This window comes from Salinarimonas chemoclinalis, from assembly GCF_041514305.1.
GTDB classification, from domain to species: Bacteria; Pseudomonadota; Alphaproteobacteria; order Rhizobiales; family Beijerinckiaceae; genus Salinarimonas; species Salinarimonas chemoclinalis.
The window spans coordinates 88,542-104,768 of sequence record NZ_JBGMWH010000007.1 but is presented as its reverse complement, the minus strand read 5'-3'; the positions used below and the strand labels follow the sequence as shown (position 1 = coordinate 104,768).

General features: G+C 71.4%; 17 protein-coding genes and 1 tRNA gene. 10 read left to right on the top strand and 8 right to left on the bottom strand.

Translation table 11 applies throughout. From position 1 onward, the window contains the following. Window positions 1-3 precede the first annotated feature (3 nt). Window positions 4-1,128 (bottom strand): chorismate synthase, encoded by a 1,125-nt coding sequence (aroC, locus tag AB9M23_RS13275; protein WP_372425031.1) that lies wholly within the window; start codon window positions 1,126-1,128, stop codon window positions 4-6. Between the two features lie 229 nt (window positions 1,129-1,357). Here aroC and AB9M23_RS13270 point away from each other — a divergent pair, with 229 nt between their 5' ends. Next, window positions 1,358-1,972: a LysE family translocator gene (locus tag AB9M23_RS13270; protein ID WP_372425030.1), complete on the top strand. Its 615-nt coding sequence runs from the start codon at window positions 1,358-1,360 to the stop codon at window positions 1,970-1,972. A 133-nt stretch (window positions 1,973-2,105) separates the two neighbouring features. Here the strand turns inward: AB9M23_RS13270 and AB9M23_RS13265 are convergent. Together AB9M23_RS13265 and hemA are read right to left on the bottom strand one after the other, a co-directional pair. Then, window positions 2,106-2,180 (bottom strand) — tRNA-Thr (locus AB9M23_RS13265). 138 nt (window positions 2,181-2,318) lie between these two features. Further along, window positions 2,319-3,548, bottom strand: coding sequence for a 5-aminolevulinate synthase (gene hemA, locus AB9M23_RS13260; protein WP_372425029.1), 1,230 nt, complete (start codon window positions 3,546-3,548; stop codon window positions 2,319-2,321). Between the two features lie 199 nt (window positions 3,549-3,747). Between hemA and AB9M23_RS13255 the strand changes: the two genes are divergently transcribed. The 4 genes from AB9M23_RS13255 (at window position 3,748) to AB9M23_RS13240 (ending at window position 7,060) form a co-directional block, all read left to right on the top strand. Beyond that, window positions 3,748-3,930 (top strand): hypothetical protein, encoded by a 183-nt coding sequence (locus AB9M23_RS13255; RefSeq protein ID WP_372425028.1) that lies wholly within the window; start codon window positions 3,748-3,750, stop codon window positions 3,928-3,930. 84 nt (window positions 3,931-4,014) lie between these two features. Beyond that, on the top strand, window positions 4,015-5,304 hold the full coding sequence (gene murA, locus AB9M23_RS13250) for a UDP-N-acetylglucosamine 1-carboxyvinyltransferase (RefSeq protein WP_372425027.1): 1,290 nt from the start codon (window positions 4,015-4,017) through the stop codon (window positions 5,302-5,304). Between the two features lie 359 nt (window positions 5,305-5,663). Beyond that, window positions 5,664-6,680, top strand: coding sequence for a DUF1828 domain-containing protein (locus tag AB9M23_RS13245; RefSeq protein ID WP_372425026.1), 1,017 nt, complete (start codon window positions 5,664-5,666; stop codon window positions 6,678-6,680). A 14-nt stretch (window positions 6,681-6,694) separates the two neighbouring features. Then, the gene (locus AB9M23_RS13240) at window positions 6,695-7,060 is read left to right on the top strand and encodes a DUF5367 family protein (protein ID WP_372425025.1); all 366 of its coding nucleotides are present in this window, start codon (window positions 6,695-6,697) and stop codon (window positions 7,058-7,060) included. A gap of 22 nt (window positions 7,061-7,082) precedes the next feature. Here AB9M23_RS13240 and AB9M23_RS13235 read toward each other — a convergent pair whose 3' ends face one another. Genes AB9M23_RS13235 through AB9M23_RS13215 form a run of 5 tightly spaced genes read right to left on the bottom strand, consistent with a single transcriptional unit; the run spans window position 7,083 to window position 12,005 of the window. Further along, entirely contained in the window at window positions 7,083-8,042 is a 960-nt protein-coding gene (locus AB9M23_RS13235) for a DMT family transporter (protein ID WP_372425024.1), read from the bottom strand. 45 nt (window positions 8,043-8,087) lie between these two features. Beyond that, window positions 8,088-9,020, bottom strand: coding sequence for a spermine/spermidine synthase domain-containing protein (locus tag AB9M23_RS13230; RefSeq protein WP_372425023.1), 933 nt, complete (start codon window positions 9,018-9,020; stop codon window positions 8,088-8,090). After that, window positions 9,017-9,889, bottom strand: a complete 873-nt coding sequence (locus AB9M23_RS13225) for an SAM-dependent methyltransferase (RefSeq protein ID WP_372425022.1) — start codon at window positions 9,887-9,889, stop codon at window positions 9,017-9,019. Before AB9M23_RS13225 ends, AB9M23_RS13230 begins: the two co-directional genes overlap by 4 nt. Beyond that, the gene (locus AB9M23_RS13220) at window positions 9,886-10,830 is read right to left on the bottom strand and encodes a spermine/spermidine synthase domain-containing protein (protein WP_372425021.1); all 945 of its coding nucleotides are present in this window, start codon (window positions 10,828-10,830) and stop codon (window positions 9,886-9,888) included. Before AB9M23_RS13220 ends, AB9M23_RS13225 begins: the two co-directional genes overlap by 4 nt. After that, the gene (locus tag AB9M23_RS13215) at window positions 10,830-12,005 is read right to left on the bottom strand and encodes a diaminopimelate decarboxylase family protein (RefSeq protein ID WP_372425020.1); all 1,176 of its coding nucleotides are present in this window, start codon (window positions 12,003-12,005) and stop codon (window positions 10,830-10,832) included. Before AB9M23_RS13215 ends, AB9M23_RS13220 begins: the two co-directional genes overlap by 1 nt. 218 nt (window positions 12,006-12,223) lie before the next feature. Here AB9M23_RS13215 and mmsB point away from each other — a divergent pair, with 218 nt between their 5' ends. From mmsB to AB9M23_RS13190, 5 genes are all read left to right on the top strand, one after another. Further along, window positions 12,224-13,120 (top strand): 3-hydroxyisobutyrate dehydrogenase, encoded by an 897-nt coding sequence (mmsB, locus tag AB9M23_RS13210; protein ID WP_372425019.1) that lies wholly within the window; start codon window positions 12,224-12,226, stop codon window positions 13,118-13,120. Window positions 13,121-13,231: 111 nt separating this feature from the next. Continuing rightward, entirely contained in the window at window positions 13,232-14,104 is an 873-nt protein-coding gene (ygfZ, locus tag AB9M23_RS13205) for a CAF17-like 4Fe-4S cluster assembly/insertion protein YgfZ (protein ID WP_372425018.1), read from the top strand. Between the two features lie 71 nt (window positions 14,105-14,175). Beyond that, window positions 14,176-14,991, top strand: coding sequence for a MipA/OmpV family protein (locus AB9M23_RS13200; protein WP_372425017.1), 816 nt, complete (start codon window positions 14,176-14,178; stop codon window positions 14,989-14,991). A gap of 5 nt (window positions 14,992-14,996) precedes the next feature. Next, entirely contained in the window at window positions 14,997-15,605 is a 609-nt protein-coding gene (locus AB9M23_RS13195) for a DNA-3-methyladenine glycosylase I (RefSeq protein ID WP_372425016.1), read from the top strand. A gap of 4 nt (window positions 15,606-15,609) precedes the next feature. Continuing rightward, on the top strand, window positions 15,610-16,224 hold the full coding sequence (locus AB9M23_RS13190) for an HD domain-containing protein (protein WP_372425015.1): 615 nt from the start codon (window positions 15,610-15,612) through the stop codon (window positions 16,222-16,224). Window positions 16,225-16,227 lie beyond the last annotated feature (3 nt).

Here is a 16,227-nt window from a genome sequence, read left to right as displayed (position 1 = left end):
GTCTTAGCCGAAGGGATGCTCCAGGGGCCAGCCGCGCACGGCGCCGACCTGTCCCCTGTGGCGCAGATAGTGGTCCGCGATCACGCAAGCCACCATGGCCTCGCCCACCGGCACGGCGCGGATGCCGACGCAGGGGTCGTGGCGGCCCTTGGTGACGACCTCCGTCTCCTGGTTCTCGCGGGTCACCGAGGCGCGCGGCGCGAGGATCGAGGAGGTGGGCTTGACCGCGAAGCGGGCGACGACCGGCTGGCCGGTGGAGATGCCGCCGAGCACGCCGCCGGCCTTGTTGGAGCGAAACACCGGCGCGCCGTCGTTGCCCGGGCGCATCTCGTCGGCGTTCTCCTCGCCGGTGAGCGCGGCCGCGGCGAAGCCTTCGCCGATCTCCACGCCCTTGACCGCGTTGATCGACATCAGCGCCCCGGCGAGATCCCCGTCGAGCTTGGCGTAGATCGGCGCACCGAGGCCCGGCGGCACGCCCTCGGCCACGATCTCGATCACCGCGCCGATCGACGAGCCCGCCTTGCGGATGCCGTCGAGATAGTCCGCCCAGCGCTCGGCCGCCTTCGCGTCTGGGCAGAAGAAGGGGTTGCGGGAGACCTCCTCCCAGTCCCACGCGTCGCGGTCGATCCCGTGCGGGCCCATCCGCACGAGGGCGCCGCGCACGACGAGGCCCGGCACGACCTTGCGGGCGATGGCGCCCGCCGCGACCCGCGCCGCCGTCTCGCGCGCCGAGGAGCGCCCGCCGCCGCGATAGTCGCGCACGCCGTATTTCACGTCGTAGGCGAAGTCGGCGTGGCCGGGGCGGTAGGCGTCGCGGATCTCGCCGTAATCCTTGGAGCGCTGGTCGACGTTCTCGATGAGGAGCGCGATCGGCGTGCCGGTGGTGACCTGCGCCGCCATCCGCTCGTCCTGGAAGACGCCGGAGAGTATCTTCACGGCGTCCGGCTCGCGGCGCTGCGTGGTGAAGCGCGACTGCCCGGGCCGGCGCCGGTCGAGCTCCGCCTGGATCTCCTCCGCCGTGAGCGGGACGCCCGGCGGGCAGCCGTCCACCACGCAGCCGAGCGCCGGCCCGTGGCTCTCGCCGAAGGTCGTGACGCGGAAGAGATGGCCGAACGTGTTGTGGGACATGGGACGCGCGCTCCTGCCCCGGTTTCTAGGGGAGAAGCGCGGGGAGGGGAAGGGGGAGGGGTAATGGGAAAGGGGTAAGGGGAATGGGGCGGGCGCGCCCGGCAGGCCCGGATGTGGTCCCCGTCGTACCATCGCGTGCGTCTCGGGCCGGCGACACGGAGACCGCGCTTGAACACCCGGAGTCGGCGGCCTAGGATCGCCGCAACCGGTTGCGGAGCGCGTCCCGTCCATGTCGATCGAATTCCTCCTGACCTCGCTGATCGTCGTCGTCTCGCCGGGCACCGGCGTGCTCTACACCCTCGCCACGGGGCTCTCGCGCGGCACCCGGGCGAGCATCGTGGCCGCCTTCGGATGCACGCTGGGGATCGTCCCGCACATCGCGGCGGCGATCACGGGACTCGCGGCGGTGCTGCACACGAGCGCGCTCGCCTTCGAGATCCTGCGCTATCTCGGCGTCGCCTACCTGCTCTGGATGGCCTGGCGCACGCTGAAGGAGCACGGCGCACTGACCGTGGACGAGAACCTCGCGCCGATCTCCGCCTCGCGTACGATCGTGCGCGGGATCCTGCTGAACGTCCTCAATCCGAAGCTGTCGATCTTCTTCTTCGCCTTCCTGCCCCAGTTCGTCAGCCCGACCGATCCGGCGGTCCTGTCGCGGATGCTGACGCTCAGCGCCGTCTTCATGCTGATGACCTTCGCCGTCTTCGTCGTCTACGGCGCCTTCGCCGCCTCCATGCGGCGCATGGTGGTCTCGAACCCCGGCGTCCTGGTCTGGATGCGCCGCACCTTCGCCGGCGCCTTCGCCGCGCTCGGCGCCCAGCTCGCGTTCTCGGCACGGCCGTGAGCCGGGTTCCACGGCACCTCGGGTCGCTGAGATGTCCGCGGCGCGGTCGGTGATCGGAACGCCCGCTTCGCGGGACGGGCGGAAGGAGAAGCTCGCAGGCCGGCGCGTCCCCGCCCGAGCGGTGGCCAGCGGCTGGTGCTGCCGGAGAGGATTGAACTCTCGACCTCTCCCTTACCAAGGGAGTGCTCTACCACTGAGCTACGGCAGCGGACGCGGCGCGTGCGCTCCCGGAGGGAGCGCGGCAGCATCGTGGGGTGCATAGAGGATCGCGGTCGGGGACGCAAGGCGCAAAAACGTCGTTCGCCCGGTAGGCCCGAACCCAGGCCCGAACCCCCGCCCGAACCCGCTATTCCGCCGCCTGCGCCCGCATCTCGAAGGGCAGGCCCAGCGCCGACCAGACCTCGACGAGCGCGTCGCGCAGGTGGCGGATGTCGGCCTCGGCGTGGAGCGGGGTGGGCGTGATGCGCAGGCGTTCCGTGCCGCGCGGGACGGTGGGGTAGTTGATCGGCTGGATGTAGATGCCGTGGCGCTCCAGCAGCCGGTCGGAGGCGGCCTTGCAGGCCTCGGCGTCGCGCACCATCACCGGGACGATGTGGGTGGGCGTCGGCATTACCGGCAGGCCGGCCTCGACGAGAACCGCCTTGGTGCGCGCCGCCTGGCGCTGCTGGCCCTCGCGCTCGGCACGCGACTGCTTGAGGTGGCGCACGGAGGTCGCGGCCGCGGCGCAGATCGCCGGCGGCAGCGCGGTGGTGAAGATGAAGCCCTGCGCGTAGGAGCGCACGGCGTCGATCACGGCGCCGCGCCCGGCGATGTAGCCGCCCAGCACGCCGTAGGCCTTGCCGAGCGTGCCCTCGATCACGTCGACGCGGCCCATTACCCCGTCGCGCTCGGCGATGCCTGCGCCGCGGGGGCCGTACATGCCCACCGCGTGCACCTCGTCGAGATAGGTCATGGCGCCGTGGCGCTCCGCGAGGTCGCAGACGCGGCCGATCGGGGCGACGTCGCCGTCCATCGAGTAGACGCTCTCGAAGACGATCAGCTTCGGGCGGTCCCCGGCCTCGCGCAGGAGCTGCTCGAGGTGGGCGAGGTCGTTGTGGCGCCAGATCCTCTTCTCGCAGCCCGACCCGCGTACGCCCTCGATCATCGAATTGTGGTTGAGCGCGTCCGAGAGGATCAGGCAGTTCGGGATGAGCCTCGCGATCGTGGCGATGCCGGTCTGGTTCGAGACGTAGCCCGAGGTGAAGACGAGGGCCGCCTCCTTGCCGTGGAGGTCGGCGAGCTCGCGCTCGAGGCCGACGATGGGGTGGCTCGTGCCGGAGATGTTGCGGGTGCCGCCCGCACCCGTGCCGCAGCGCCGCGCCGTGTCCGCCATCGCCGCGATCACGTCGGGATGCTGGCCCATGCCGAGATAGTCGTTGGAGCACCACACGGTGATCTCGCGCGGGCCACCCGGCGCGCCGTGCCAGGTCGCGCGCGGGAAGCGGCCGGCGATGCGCTCGAGGTCCGCGAAGACGCGGTAGCGACGCTCGGACTTCAGGGAGGCGACGGCGCTCTCGAAATAGTGCGTGTAGTCCATGATCTCACCGGGGGACGAACGGACGCGGGGGATGCGAGCCGGCACGATTGAGCCTCGTTTCTCGGCCATCTGCCTTGACGTTGATCAAATGGTCCAGAGCGAATATAGCCGCAGGGCCGGCGGATGCAGGACGGGTGCGGCGCCGTGACAGACCCCGGCGGACCCGCCCGCGGGATGCGCCGCCGACGAAAGGATGGGCATGGCCGACGACGAGCGCGCCCGGCGCCTCAAGGCGGCGCTGCGCGAGAATCTCAAGCGCCGCAAGGCGCAGAGCCGCGTCCGCGCGACGGGCGACGCCGCGCGGCAGGACGCGGGCGCGCCGGCCGCGCCGGATCCGGAGCCCTGCCCGGAGCCCTGCCCGCGGTCGCCGTCCGAAAATTGACACGGTCGTGTTACCTTTCCTTCAACCATCCGCCCCAGTTTCTCCGTGCGCAGCCGCGCACCCGCATGTGGGAAGAGACAATCGATGGATCGTATCGTCATCACGGGCGGCGCCCCGCTCACCGGCGTCCTGCCGATCTCCGGCGCGAAGAACGCGGCGCTCCCCCTGATGATCGCGAGCCTGCTCACGGGCGACACGCTGGAACTCGCCAACGTGCCGCGGCTCGCCGACGTCCAGCTCCTCCTGCGCATCCTCGGCAACCACGGCGTCGATCACACGGTGGTGGGCCGCCGCCCGGGCGAATCGGCCGAGACGGGGCAGACGCTGCGCCTGTGCGCCTCCACGATCATCGACACGACCGCGCCCTACGAACTCGTCTCGCGCATGCGCGCCTCGTTCTGGGTGATCGCGCCGCTGGTGGCGCGCTTCGGCGAGGCGAGGGTGTCGCTGCCCGGCGGCTGCGCCATCGGCACCCGGCCGGTCGACCTCCTCATCCTCGCGCTCGAGCGGCTGGGCGCCCGGATCGAGATCGAGGCGGGCTACGTCGTGGCGAAGACGCCCAAGGGGCTGAAGGGCGCGGAGATCGTCTTTCCGAAGGTGACCGTGTCGGGCACCCACGTCGCCATGATGGCGGCGGTGCTCGCCAACGGCACGACCGTGATCGAGAACGCCGCGCGCGAGCCGGAGATCGTCGACGTCGCCGATTGCCTGAACAAGATGGGCGCCAAGGTCTCCGGCGCCGGCACCTCGACGATCGTGATCGAGGGCGTGCCGCGGCTCGGCGGCGCGCGCCACGAGGTGCTGCCGGACCGCATCGAGACCGGCACCTACGCCATGGCGGTGGCGATGGCCGGCGGCGACGTGCTGCTCGAGAACGCCCGCGCGCCGCTCCTGCAGAGCGCGCTCGACACGCTCGTGCGGGCCGGCGTGACGATCGAGCCGACGAACGCGGGCATCCGCGTCGCCCGCAACGGCGCGGGGCTCTCCCCGGTGGAGGTGACGACGGAGCCCTTCCCCGGCTTCCCGACGGACCTGCAGGCGCAGCTGATGGCGCTGATGAGCCGCGCGAAGGGGACCTCGCGCATTCGCGAGACCATCTTCGAGAACCGCTTCATGCACGTGCAGGAACTCGCCCGGCTCGGCGCGAAGATCCGGCTCGACGGCGACCTCGCGACGATCGAGGGCGTCGAGCGCCTGCGCGGCGCGCCGGTGATGGCGACCGACCTGCGCGCCTCCGTCTCCCTCGTCATCGCCGGCCTCGCCGCCGAGGGCGAGACCACGATCAACCGCGTCTACCACCTCGACCGCGGCTTCGAGGCGCTGGAGGCGAAGCTGACGCGCTGCGGGGCGCGGGTGGAGCGGGTGCGGGGGTGATCAGAGGATCCGGGTCGATCGGCGCTTGTCAATATGGCGGGAACAATTGAAGATGGCGCGTGGGTAGCCTGCTGACCAGGGGCGGGGGATGCGTGTCAGGGAATTGATCCGCGAGCGAAAAGACTCGGTGTCGGACACGGGTTGGAGCGCGACAGACCTGCCCCCGAAGCACTCGGCAATCTACGCACGAACGAAGCCGATGCGAGCCGGTTGGCAGTGGAGATCGGTTCGCGCGCGATCCGTAGATCGCGACTTCGTGCTCTTGTCGGAGTGCAATCCTCGCCGGGGCAACTTCAAGGCTTCACTTATCCTGATCGATGGACAAGGCGCATCGGTGGTGTGCCGTTTCGAGTACCACAGTGACCATCCTGGCGTTCACGCGCGCGCCGATTGTCTGCGAAGCGGCGTCGAGACCGGGCCGACGAGCTTTGGTGGATTGGAACGTTTTCCTCCGGGAGGCCATAGGCACAGACGAACGAGCGCATGGACTCTCACGTCTTTCTGGCGGGCTGCGCGAGGTTTTTTCAGAATGCACGACGGACAGCAGGGGAGCTTGGACCTCGATGCACCCTGAAGAACTTCAAGAGATGCTCTGCAAAACCTTTTGCACGGGCTTCACAGTTACGCCGACCGCATCCGGCTTTGCTGTGGGTTCGACGTTTGCTGACGATTCTGGCGATCGTATCGGCTTCTTCCTGTCCTTCGACGAAGATCTTGCCTCCTTGGAGGACGACGGTTCTTATCTTTCGCACCTCGTCGCCAGCGACATCGCCATCGACCAAGGGACGAGAGGTCAATTGCTTGATTCGATCCTCGACGGCTGCGGTGCCTACTGGGATAGAGAAACGTATGAAATTCGGACGCTTCCATTTCTGTCAGATCAGGTGGGTCAGAGATGCGTGCGTTTTCTGTCCGGTCTCATCAGGGTGCGCGATCTCGAGCTTCTGACCAGAAATTTCGTTCGATCGACATTCCGCGAGGATGCACTCATCGCTGTTAAGGAACTGATGGGACATGCAGCCAACATCGATCAAAACGTGCCAGTTAACGATGAACTTCATGATTTTCCTGCAGATATCGTGATCAGGCCGAACGCCTCGCTTGCTCAATCGAGTGTCGGAGCAGTGTACCTCGTCAGTTCCAACGAAAAGTTGAATGAGGCGCTTCTTCTACGCCTTGAATTGATGCGGCTCGAACGCAACGATCTGGAGGTCATTGCTCTCTTGGAAAATCAGAACCCGAAAATTATCAGCTCTCGACATTACCAGCGGGCTCAAAACAGAGGTGTCGTGATGCCGATTTTTCGAATGGACGAACGCGAATCCATAGAACTTATGCGACGTAGCCTTCGAATTCCAAAGAAGAGCAGCATTTGATTTGTATCGCCCCCATGCGCCCCCTCCTCCTCGGCCTCCTCGTCACCGCCGCCCTCTTCGCCCTCTTCCACTACGCGGGCCACCTCTTCTTCCTCGATACGACGGAGGCCTTCCAGGCGAACTTCGTCGCCGGCGGCGTGCTCGGGCTCGCGATCGGGCTGGCGGCGCCATGGCTCGCCGGGCGTCCGCGGGCGCGGGCCGTGCGCGCGGCCGCGCTGATCCTCGTGCCGCTCCTGCTCGTCATGGCGGCGGTGGCCTCGCACTTCGCGGTGTTCTTCCCCGCCCTCGATCCGGCCCTCGACAAGGTCTTCGGCTCGTGGATGCTGTGGGTCGCGGGCTTCGCGCTCGTCGGCGCGCTGCTCGTCGAGGGGCGCCGCTGAGGGGCGCGGCCGAGCGACAGTCTCAGGCGGCCGCGAGGTCGCCGCGGCGCAGGGTGGCGCGGATGCCGAACACCACGCCCCCGAGGATCAGCGCGGCGCTCCCGAACTCGACGGGCTGGGGCCAGCGCCCGTCCGCCACGAAGGCGTAGACGAGGCTCGACAGCGTCTCGAACACGACGAGCTGCCCGGCCATGGCGACCGGCAGGACCCGGGCCACCCGGTTCCACAGCACGGTGGCCAGCCACGAGACCACGATCCCGAGGAACAGGCTCGCGGCGACCAGCGCGGCGAGCAGGCGCGCGTCGTCGAGCACGGCGAGATCGACCGCCGGCACCACGGCGTGCGCGGCGAGGACGAGGGGCAGGGCCGCGAGCGAGAGCCCCGCCGTGGCGAGCCCGATCGCCACCGACCAGGCGTTCGCGTCGATGTGGCGGTGCGCCTTCATGTATTGCGCGTTGCGGATGCCGTACCAGGTCCACAGGCAGAGCGCGCCGATCGCCGCGAGGAGGCCCCAGGCGGTGCGCGCGGCGGCGACGTCGTCGTCCGCGCGGGTCAGCGCGTGGCCGTTGAGCAGGACGAGCCCCGACAGGATCAGAGCGATCGACGGCAGGAGGACGCGGAACGGGAACTCGCGCTGCGCGAGGTTGCCGATCACCGCCATCGTCACCGGCAGCGTGCCGATCACGAGCGCGGCGATCGGCACGCCGCCGAGCTGGATCGCGACCACGACGAGGGCGTAGTAGCCGACGTTGCCGGTGAAGGCGAGGGCGAGCGCCATGCGCCAGTCCGCCCGCGTCATGAAGCCGAGGCTCGCCCCGCGCCAGGTCGCGAGGATCACGGCGGAGACGGCGCCATAGCAGAGGTAGCGGCCGAGCGTGAGCAGCACCGGGTCGACCTGCGAGAGCAGGTGGGGGACGAGGAAGGCGAAGCCCCAGATGCAGTTGACCAGGATGCCGAGCAGCAACGCGACGGGAATGGACATGGGGGTGATCGGGCTCATTGGGTCGGGTGGCGCGCGCCGCGGGGCTCAGCCCGCGACGACGACGTGCGCGGGCGCGTCGAGTCGGATCGGCTCGGCCGTCGGCGCCGCGCGCGCGAGCGCCTCGCGCAGGGCGCGCGGCAGCGCGAGCATGTGACGGTGGGTCTCCCCGTCGTAGGCGACGAGGGCGCCCGCGGGAAGCCGGGCGAGGCGCGCTTCGATCGTGGCCGGCTCGAGGGCGTGCAGGGCCGAGAGGTCCCCGCCCGCGATCGCGAAGCACCACGGCGTGCCGAAGCTCGGGACGTTGTGGGTGTAGAGCGCGACGTCCGCGAAGGCGCCGCGCAGGGTCGCCAGCACCCGCGCGGTGAAGCCGCAGGCGAGGGGGTGGGCCTGCCCCGCCTGCGTCACGAACAGCCCGCCGGGCGCGAGCAGGTCGCGGATCGCGCCGATCCGCTCGGCCGCGAAGAGGCGCGCGGAATAGCTCCCCTCGGTGGCATCCGGTGTGTCGGCGATCACGAGGTCGAAACGCGCGCCGGCGGCGGCGAGCGCCGCGACCTCCGCGTCCGGCGCGCCGAAGACGAGGTCGAGGCGCGGGTCCTCGAGGCTGGTGCCGTGCAGGCCCGCCCGCGCCGTGCGCGAGACCGCGTGCAGTTCGGCGTCGACGTCGACGAGGGTGACGTGCTCGAGCGCCGGCAACAGCAGGACGCGGGGCAGCGAGGCGCCGTTGGCGCCGCCGATCAGGAGCACGCGCCGCGCATCGGGACGCGCCATCTGCGCGGGCATGTGGAGGGCCTCGTGGTAACAGGCCTCGTCCCCCGCGGTGGACTGGATCGCGCCGTCGAGCACGAGCGCGGGGCCGTAGATCCCGAGCTCGAGCAGCTCCCAGCCCTGAATCGCGGTGCGCCCGTGCGCGAGCACGCGGTCGACGCGGTGCTCGTGCGTCTCGCCGGGCGCGAGCTGCTGCGGGAGACGGCGGGTCACGGCGTGTCCCCCGGCTCGGGACCGCGCGTGGCGACGACGAGCGCGTAGCCGAGCCCGCCCGCACGGGTGACGTCCGCCTCGTAGCGGGCGTGCGCGAGCGCGGTGCGGTGGTAGGCCTCCGACGTGCGCGCGACGATCGCCTCCGCCAGCGCCTCGCGGACGGTGACGGAGCGTTCCTGCCACGTCCGGAAGGTCTCCGTCATGTCGGTGACGCGCGCGTCCGCGAAGCCGGCGGCGGCGAGCGCGCGCTCGTACTCCGCGATCGTGTAGACGGAGGGGCAGCGCCATTCGACCGTCAGGCGGTGCCAGTCGTCGGGCGCGATCGCGCCGATGCGCACCCGCTCCATGAAGGCGATGCGCCCGCCCGGGCGCAGCAGCGCGCGGGCACGGGCGAACAGCCGGTCGGCCTCGAAATGGCAGAAGGCGCCCGTCCCGTAGATCCCGTCGAAGGGGGCGTCGAAGGCGTGGTCGTATACGTTGCCGGCCACGAAACCCAGCCGATCGGCCAGCTCCGGCGGGAGCGTCCGGCGCCGGCGCTCCGCGTCGGCGAGGGGGACGCCCGCGAGGTCGATGCCCGTCACCCGCCAGCCGAGGCGCTCGGCCAGGAAGGCGGCGACCGCGCCGCGCCCGCAGCCGACGTCGAGCACCCGCGCACCCGCCGGCAGCGCCATCGCCGCGCCGAGCGCGGCGAGCTCGCTCGCGCTGTTGTCGCTGAACTGGCCGACATACTCGTCGGCGCCGAAGACCTCCGGGTAGACGAGATCGTGGATGATCGTGTTGCCCGCCATCGCCTCGTCGTAGAGACGCCGCGTCGCGTCGAAGTCCTCCGGGGCGGCGGCGTGGCCGCCCGTCGCGTCCGCCGGGCTCATCGCGCCGCCTCCGTCGCGGGGCCGACCTTCAGGACGGCGGGGCCGGCGTCGCGCGTCGCGAGCCGGCGGCGGACGTCCTTGGGCAGGCTGAACATGTGGACGTGGGTCTCGCCGTCGTAGAGCATCGTCTCGCCCGCGACCCGCGCGGCGAGCCAGGCGTCTATCTCGGCGGCGGACAGCCGCCACGGGTCGAGCGGCGCGTGCGATCCCGCGACCGTGAGCCAGGAGGTGCCGTAGGCCTGCGGGTGGCAGAGCCAGCGCGCCGTGTGCGGCAGCCGGTCCGAGACCGCCCGGTCGATCGCCCGCGCGAGGTCGTCCGAGCGCGGCCCGGCCGACCCCGCCCAGGTGACGAAGACCCCCTCCGGCGACAGCAGCGAGGCGAGCGCGTCGAGCATCGGCGCCTCGAACAGGCCCGCCGCCGGCGTGCCCTCCATCGGCTCGCTGATGTCGTTGACGACGAGATCGAAGCGCCGGTCCGTGCGGCGGGCGAAGTCGCGGATGTCGGCGATGACGACCTCCACCCGCGGATCGTCGTAGCAGCCCTGCGCGACGTGGGCGAACCAGGTCCGGCACAGGTCGAGCACGGCGGCGTCGATCTCGACCTGGACGACGCTCTCCACGCCGCGGTGGCGCAGCGCCTCGCGCACGACCCCGCCCGGCCCGCCGCCGACCACGAGCACGCGCCGGCAGCGCGCCCCGAGCATCACCGCGGGCGGGTGCACGATCGCCTCGCTGTAGATGTACTCGTCCGCTTCGACGTGCTGCACGCGCCCGTCGAGGAACAGGCCGCGGCCGTAGCCGCCGGTCTCGACGACCTCGATCGTCTGCAGGCCGGAGCCCGCCCGGTGCAGCGTGGCGTCGATGCGGTGGCAGTGCATCTCGCCCTCGGCGAGATGCTCCTGCGTCCAGCGGCCCGCGGGCCAGCCGTCGGCCTGCGCCATCACACCGCCTCCTCGAGGAAGCGCTCGCCCTCCCGGATCAGCACGGGCGTGCCGTCCGGCGCCCGGAGGTATTCGGGGGGCATGTCCTGGCCGAGGAAGCGGGTGATCATCGAGTAGCAGTAGCTGCCGGCGTGGTCGAAGCGCAGCCAGTCGCCGATCCGTACCCGCGGCAGCGTCACGCCGCGCGCCATGAAGTCGCGCGAGTAGGTGGTCGCGCCGACGATGTCCACCGGCTTGTCGAAGGGCGCTTCGCCGTCGGGGAAGGCGGGGGCGACGGGGTTGTAGTCCTCGTAGAACATCGCCCGCGGGATCAGGCTCGCGCTCGCGTTGGTGCAGACGATCCAGCGGTCGGGCCGCTCCTTCACGTCCGTGACCTGGACGTAGAACCGGGCGGCGTCGCCGAACATCGCCCGCCCGGGCTCCAGCACGAGCTGGACGGCGCGCCCGCGCCGCTCTGCGAGGCACGTCATGCGCTCGTTCAGCGCCGCGTCGTAGGCCGCGAAGTCGAAGCGCTCCGCCTCGAGCGGGAAGCCGCCGCCGAGGTCGACGAACGCGAGCTCGGCGAAGGCGTCGGAGAGCGCGATCGTCCGGTCCACGCCCGCGACGAGGTCGGCGATGTCCGTCACGTCGGTCCCGAGATAGACGTGCGGACCCGTCAGCGTGACGCCGGCGGCGCGCGCGGCGTCGAAGGCGGCGTCGATCTCGCTCTCCATGACCCCGATGCGGCTCTCGGCGCCGATGAAGACGTTGTTCTTCGACTTCTCGTCGATGTTGAGACGCAGGCCCGCCCGGCCTCCCGGCGAGAGGCGGCCGAACAGCGCGACCTGGTCGACCGAATCGAGGTTGACCCACACGCCGCGCTGGACGAGCCGGCGCATCACGTGCTCCGGCACGCCGGTGCTGGCGAAGATCACGTCGTCGATCCCCGCGGCGTCCGCGAGCGCGAGATGCTTGAGGGAGTTGACGAACAGGCCGAAGCCGTTGTCCCGCAGCATCCCGAGGAGCACCGGGTTGTCGTTCGCCATGCTGGCGAAGTGGATCTTCGTGTGCGGATAGGAGATCGAGCGGAAGCGGCGGATGTTCTCCTCGATCCTCGTGCGATCGTAGAGGTAGAACGGTCTGTCGAGCTCGTTACACAGCGCGCGGACGGCGTCGGGGATGGGCGTCGGTTCCATCGGGATGGACCTCTCGGGGCATATCGCTACGGAAGGAAGTTACGCGCGCGTGAGTGATAACCGAAGATAGCAGCTCTGCTTTCGCCGTCAAGCTTCGACGAGCCGTCGCGCCGCCCGGGCGTCTCCCCGTGCGGATGCCCGCGTCCGCGCCCCGGCCTCGACACCCGCGCGCCGACGTGCTTCCTCTCGCCGCGGGTCGCGAACCGGGGAGACTTCTGATGACCGCCACCACGATCGCCTTCATCGGGCTCGGCAACATGGGCGCGCCGATGGCCGGAAACCTCGTGAGGACCGGGCACGCCGTCGTGGGGTTCGACCTCGCGCCGGCGGCGCAGGAGGCGGCGCGGGCCGCGGGCGCCACGGTCGCGGCGAGCGCCGAGGAGGCGGTGTCGCAGGCCGAGGTCGTCGTGACGATGCTTCCCGCCGGTCGGCACGTGAAGGCCGTGTGGGAGGCGATCCTGCCCGCCTGCGCGAAGGGGGCGCTCCTCGTCGACTGCTCGACGATCGACGTCGACAGCGCGCGCGCCGCGCACGCGCTCGCGCAGGCGCAGGGCTGCCTCTCGCTCGACGCGCCGGTCTCCGGCGGCGTCGGCGGGGCGAGCGCGGGGACGCTCACCTTCATGGCCGGCGGCTCGGACGAGGCGTTCGCGCGGGCGAAGCCGGTGTTGGACGCGATGGGGAAGAAGGTCGTGCATTGCGGCGGGCCGGGCGCGGGCCAGGCGGCGAAGATCTGCAACAACATGATCCTCGGCATCTCGATGATCGGCGTCGCCGAGGCCTTCGCGCTGGGCGAGAAGCTCGGCCTCTCGCACCAGGCGCTGTTCGACGTCGCCTCCACCTCGTCGGGGCAGTGCTGGTCGCTGACGACCTACTGCCCGGTGCCCGGCCCCGTGCCGACCTCGCCGGCGAACAAGGGCTACGCGCCGGGCTTCGCCGCCGACCTGATGCTCAAGGACCTGCGCCTCGCCCAGGCCGCCGCCAACGCGGCCGGCGCCGCGACGCCGCTCGGCGCCGAGGCGGCGCAACTCTACGCGCTGTTCGCCGGCCAGGGGAACGGCGGGCGGGACTTCTCGGCGATCATCGAGTGGCTGCGCGGCATGGACGATCGCGGGTGAGACGATCGCGGAGGGCGCCGATGGGGACCGCCCGCCTTGAGACGGCGGCCGGGACCGCCTAGATCGGGGGTGCCGCGAGCGTCGCCGCGGCACGCCCTGGAGCCGCCGCCCATGCCCGTCGCCCATCTCGCCGACCGCGCCGTGATCGAGATCTCCGGCCCTCAGGCGGTCTCGTTCCTCGACGGGCTCGTGACCTGCGACGTCGACGAGCGGGCGGACGGGCCGCCGCTCTTCGGGGCGCTGCTGACGCCCCAGGGCAAGATCCTGTTCGACTTCGTCATCCACCGCGTCGCCGGCGCCGAGGGGCCGACGCTGCTCCTCGACGCGCCGGGCGCGCAGGCGGCGGATTTGGCCAAGCGGCTCGGATTCTACAAGCTGCGCGCGAAGGTCGCGATCGCGGATCGCTCCTCGGAGCGTGCGGTGCTCGCGGGCTGGGACGCGCCGCCGCCTGCGGGCGAGGGCGTCGTCGCCGGCCCGGACCCGCGACTGCCCGCGCTCGGCTGGCGCGCGATCGTGCCCGCCGCGCAGGCGGCGGCGCTGGAGGATGCGACCGAGGACGCCTTCCATGCCCGGCGCATCGCGCTCGGCGTGCCGGAGGGCGGGCGGGACTTCGCCTTCGGCGAGACCTTCCCGCACGAGGCGCTGATGGACCAGCTCGCCGGCGTCGACTTCGCCAAGGGCTGCTACGTCGGCCAGGAGGTCGTCTCGCGCATGCAGCACCGCGGCACGGCGCGCACCCGCATCCTGCCGGCCCGCTTCGCGGCCGACGTCGCCCCCGCGCCGGGAACGGAGATCCGCGCAGGCGAGCGCGGGATCGGCACCACGGGCAGCGCGGCCGGTGGTCGCGGGCTCGTCATGGTGCGCCTCGACCGCGCCGCCGACGCGATCGCAGCCGGCACGCCGCTCGCCGCGGGCGGGCACGGGCTGACGCTGGAGCGGCCCTCCTGGATCGGGTTCGAGACGCCCGGTATCGGGGTAGATTAACGAAGGATTGACGGGTTTCCTTCAACTCTCGTCAACGCTCCCGCAGTCGCGTATTCCGGAGATCTCTCGTCATGCCCTCCCGCCCGCTCGTGCTCCTCGCAGGCGCCGCCCTCGGCGCGCTGGTCACCACGCCCGCCACCGCGCTCGACTTCCTGCGCGGGGACTGGACCGTGACGGTCGGCGCGCGCGGGGCGGCCGTGCCGGTGTTCGAGGGCTCGGACGAGATGCGCTTCCGGCCGCTGCCGATCTTCTCCGTGCGCCGCGCCGGCACGCGGTCGCAGTGGAAGGCCCCCGACGACGGGCTGCGGTTGGGTCTGCTGGAGCACGACCGCCTGCGGGTCGGGATCTCCGGCGGTTTCCGCGGGGCGCGCGAGGAGAGCGCCTCGGCGGATCTGCGGGGTCTCGGCGACGTGAGGTGGGCCGGCGAGATCGGCGTCTTCGCCGAGATCTGGGCGTCCGACGTGCTGCGCCTGTCCGTGGACGTGCGCCGCGGCTTCAACGGCCACGACGGCATCCTCACCGACCTCGGCGCGGACTGGGTGGTGCGGCCCGAGCCGTCCTTCGCCCTCTCGATCGGTCCGCGCGTGCGCCTGGCGAGCAACGACTACATGGACACGTATTTCGGCGTCGACGCGCTGCAATCGGCCCGCTCCGGCCTGCCGGTCTACGATCCCGATCCCGGCCTGCGCTCCATAGGCATGCTCGCCTCCGCCCAGGTGGCGCTCACGCAATCGTGGACGGCGATGGGCTACGCGCGCTACGATCGCCTCATGGGCGACGTCGCCGACGCGCCGCTCGTCCGCTTCCGCGGCTCGCGCGACCAGTTCGGTCTCGGCGTGGGCCTGTCCTACTCCTTCGACGTCTCGCCGTTCGGGCCACGGTACTGACCACGATGACCGACTCGCTCGTTCGCCACGACGACGGCCTCGACCGCTGCTGGTGGCCGGGCACCGACCCGCTCTACGTCGCCTACCACGACGGCGAATGGGGCGTGCCGGAATACGACGACCGGGCGCTGTTCGAGAAGCTGATCCTCGACGGCTTCCAGGCGGGCCTCGCCTGGATCACCATCCTGAGGAAGCGCCCGCGCTTCCGCGAGGCGTTCGACGGCTTCGCGCCCGACGCGATCGCCCGCTGGGACGAGGCGAAGGTCGCCGCGCTGATGGCGGACCCCGGCATCGTGCGCAACCGGGCCAAGATCGAGGCGACGATCCGCGGCGCCCGGGCCTGGCTCGCGATCCAGGAGCGCGGCTCCTTCTCCGCCTTCCTGTGGGACTTCGTCGACGGTCGGCCGGTGCAGCCGAACCTGCGCACGCGGGCCGAGGCGCCCACGAAGACGCCCGCGGCGGAGCGGATGTCGAAGGCGCTCAAGGCCGAGGGCTTCGGCTTCTGCGGCCCCACCATCGTCTACGCCTTCATGCAGGCGACCGGCATGACCAACGATCACCTCGTCGGCTGCTGCCGCCACGCGGCCTGCGCGGCCCACGCCGAGACCCGCTGAGACGATGGCACGCAAGGAGGCCGCCCCGCGCGCCTGGCAGCGCATGCTGTCGGGCCGGCGCCTCGACCTGCTCGATCCCTCGCCGCTGGACATCGAGCTCGACGACATCGCCCACGGCCTCGCCCGCGTGGCGCGCTGGAACGGGCAGACGCGGGGCGGCCGGATCTTCTCGGTGGCGCAGCACTCCCTCCTCGTCGAGGACGTGGCGCGCCGCCTCGCGCCGGACGCCCGCGACGACGAGCGCCTCGGCGTGCTCCTGCACGACGCGCCGGAATACGTCATCGGCGACATGATCTCGCCCTTCAAGGCGGTGATCGGCGACGTCTACAAGGAGGTCGAGGCGCGGCTGCTCGCGGCCATCCGCCTGCGCTTCGGCCTGCGCGCGATCCCGTCGCAGGCGCTCGTCAAGCTCACCAAGCGCGCCGACCGCACCGCCGCCTACCTCGAGGCCACGCGGCTCGCCGGCTTCGCCGACGCGGAGGCCCGCGCCTTCTTCGGCACGCCCGACGGCGCGCCGCGGGACGTCGCCGGCTGGCTCGAGCCCTGGCCCGCGAGCGAGGCGCAGGCGCGGTTCGCGGCTCGCTGCGCGGCGCTGGCGGAGCGGTGCGGGGGCGGGTGAGGC

Coding starts and splice junctions, on each gene's coding strand:
- aroC (WP_372425031.1), bottom strand. CDS start 1,128: ATGTCCCACAACACGTTCGGCCATCTCTTCCGCGTCACGACCTTCGGC.
- AB9M23_RS13270 (WP_372425030.1), top strand. CDS start 1,358: ATGTCGATCGAATTCCTCCTGACCTCGCTGATCGTCGTCGTCTCGCCG.
- hemA (WP_372425029.1), bottom strand. CDS start 3,548: ATGGACTACACGCACTATTTCGAGAGCGCCGTCGCCTCCCTGAAGTCC.
- AB9M23_RS13255 (WP_372425028.1), top strand. CDS start 3,748: ATGGCCGACGACGAGCGCGCCCGGCGCCTCAAGGCGGCGCTGCGCGAG.
- murA (WP_372425027.1), top strand. CDS start 4,015: ATGGATCGTATCGTCATCACGGGCGGCGCCCCGCTCACCGGCGTCCTG.
- AB9M23_RS13240 (WP_372425025.1), top strand. CDS start 6,695: ATGCGCCCCCTCCTCCTCGGCCTCCTCGTCACCGCCGCCCTCTTCGCC.
- AB9M23_RS13235 (WP_372425024.1), bottom strand. CDS start 8,042: ATGTCCATTCCCGTCGCGTTGCTGCTCGGCATCCTGGTCAACTGCATC.
- AB9M23_RS13225 (WP_372425022.1), bottom strand. CDS start 9,889: ATGAGCCCGGCGGACGCGACGGGCGGCCACGCCGCCGCCCCGGAGGAC.
- AB9M23_RS13220 (WP_372425021.1), bottom strand. CDS start 10,830: ATGGCGCAGGCCGACGGCTGGCCCGCGGGCCGCTGGACGCAGGAGCAT.
- AB9M23_RS13215 (WP_372425020.1), bottom strand. CDS start 12,005: ATGGAACCGACGCCCATCCCCGACGCCGTCCGCGCGCTGTGTAACGAG.
- mmsB (WP_372425019.1), top strand. CDS start 12,224: ATGACCGCCACCACGATCGCCTTCATCGGGCTCGGCAACATGGGCGCG.
- ygfZ (WP_372425018.1), top strand. CDS start 13,232: ATGCCCGTCGCCCATCTCGCCGACCGCGCCGTGATCGAGATCTCCGGC.
- AB9M23_RS13200 (WP_372425017.1), top strand. CDS start 14,176: ATGCCCTCCCGCCCGCTCGTGCTCCTCGCAGGCGCCGCCCTCGGCGCG.
- AB9M23_RS13195 (WP_372425016.1), top strand. CDS start 14,997: ATGACCGACTCGCTCGTTCGCCACGACGACGGCCTCGACCGCTGCTGG.
- AB9M23_RS13190 (WP_372425015.1), top strand. CDS start 15,610: ATGGCACGCAAGGAGGCCGCCCCGCGCGCCTGGCAGCGCATGCTGTCG.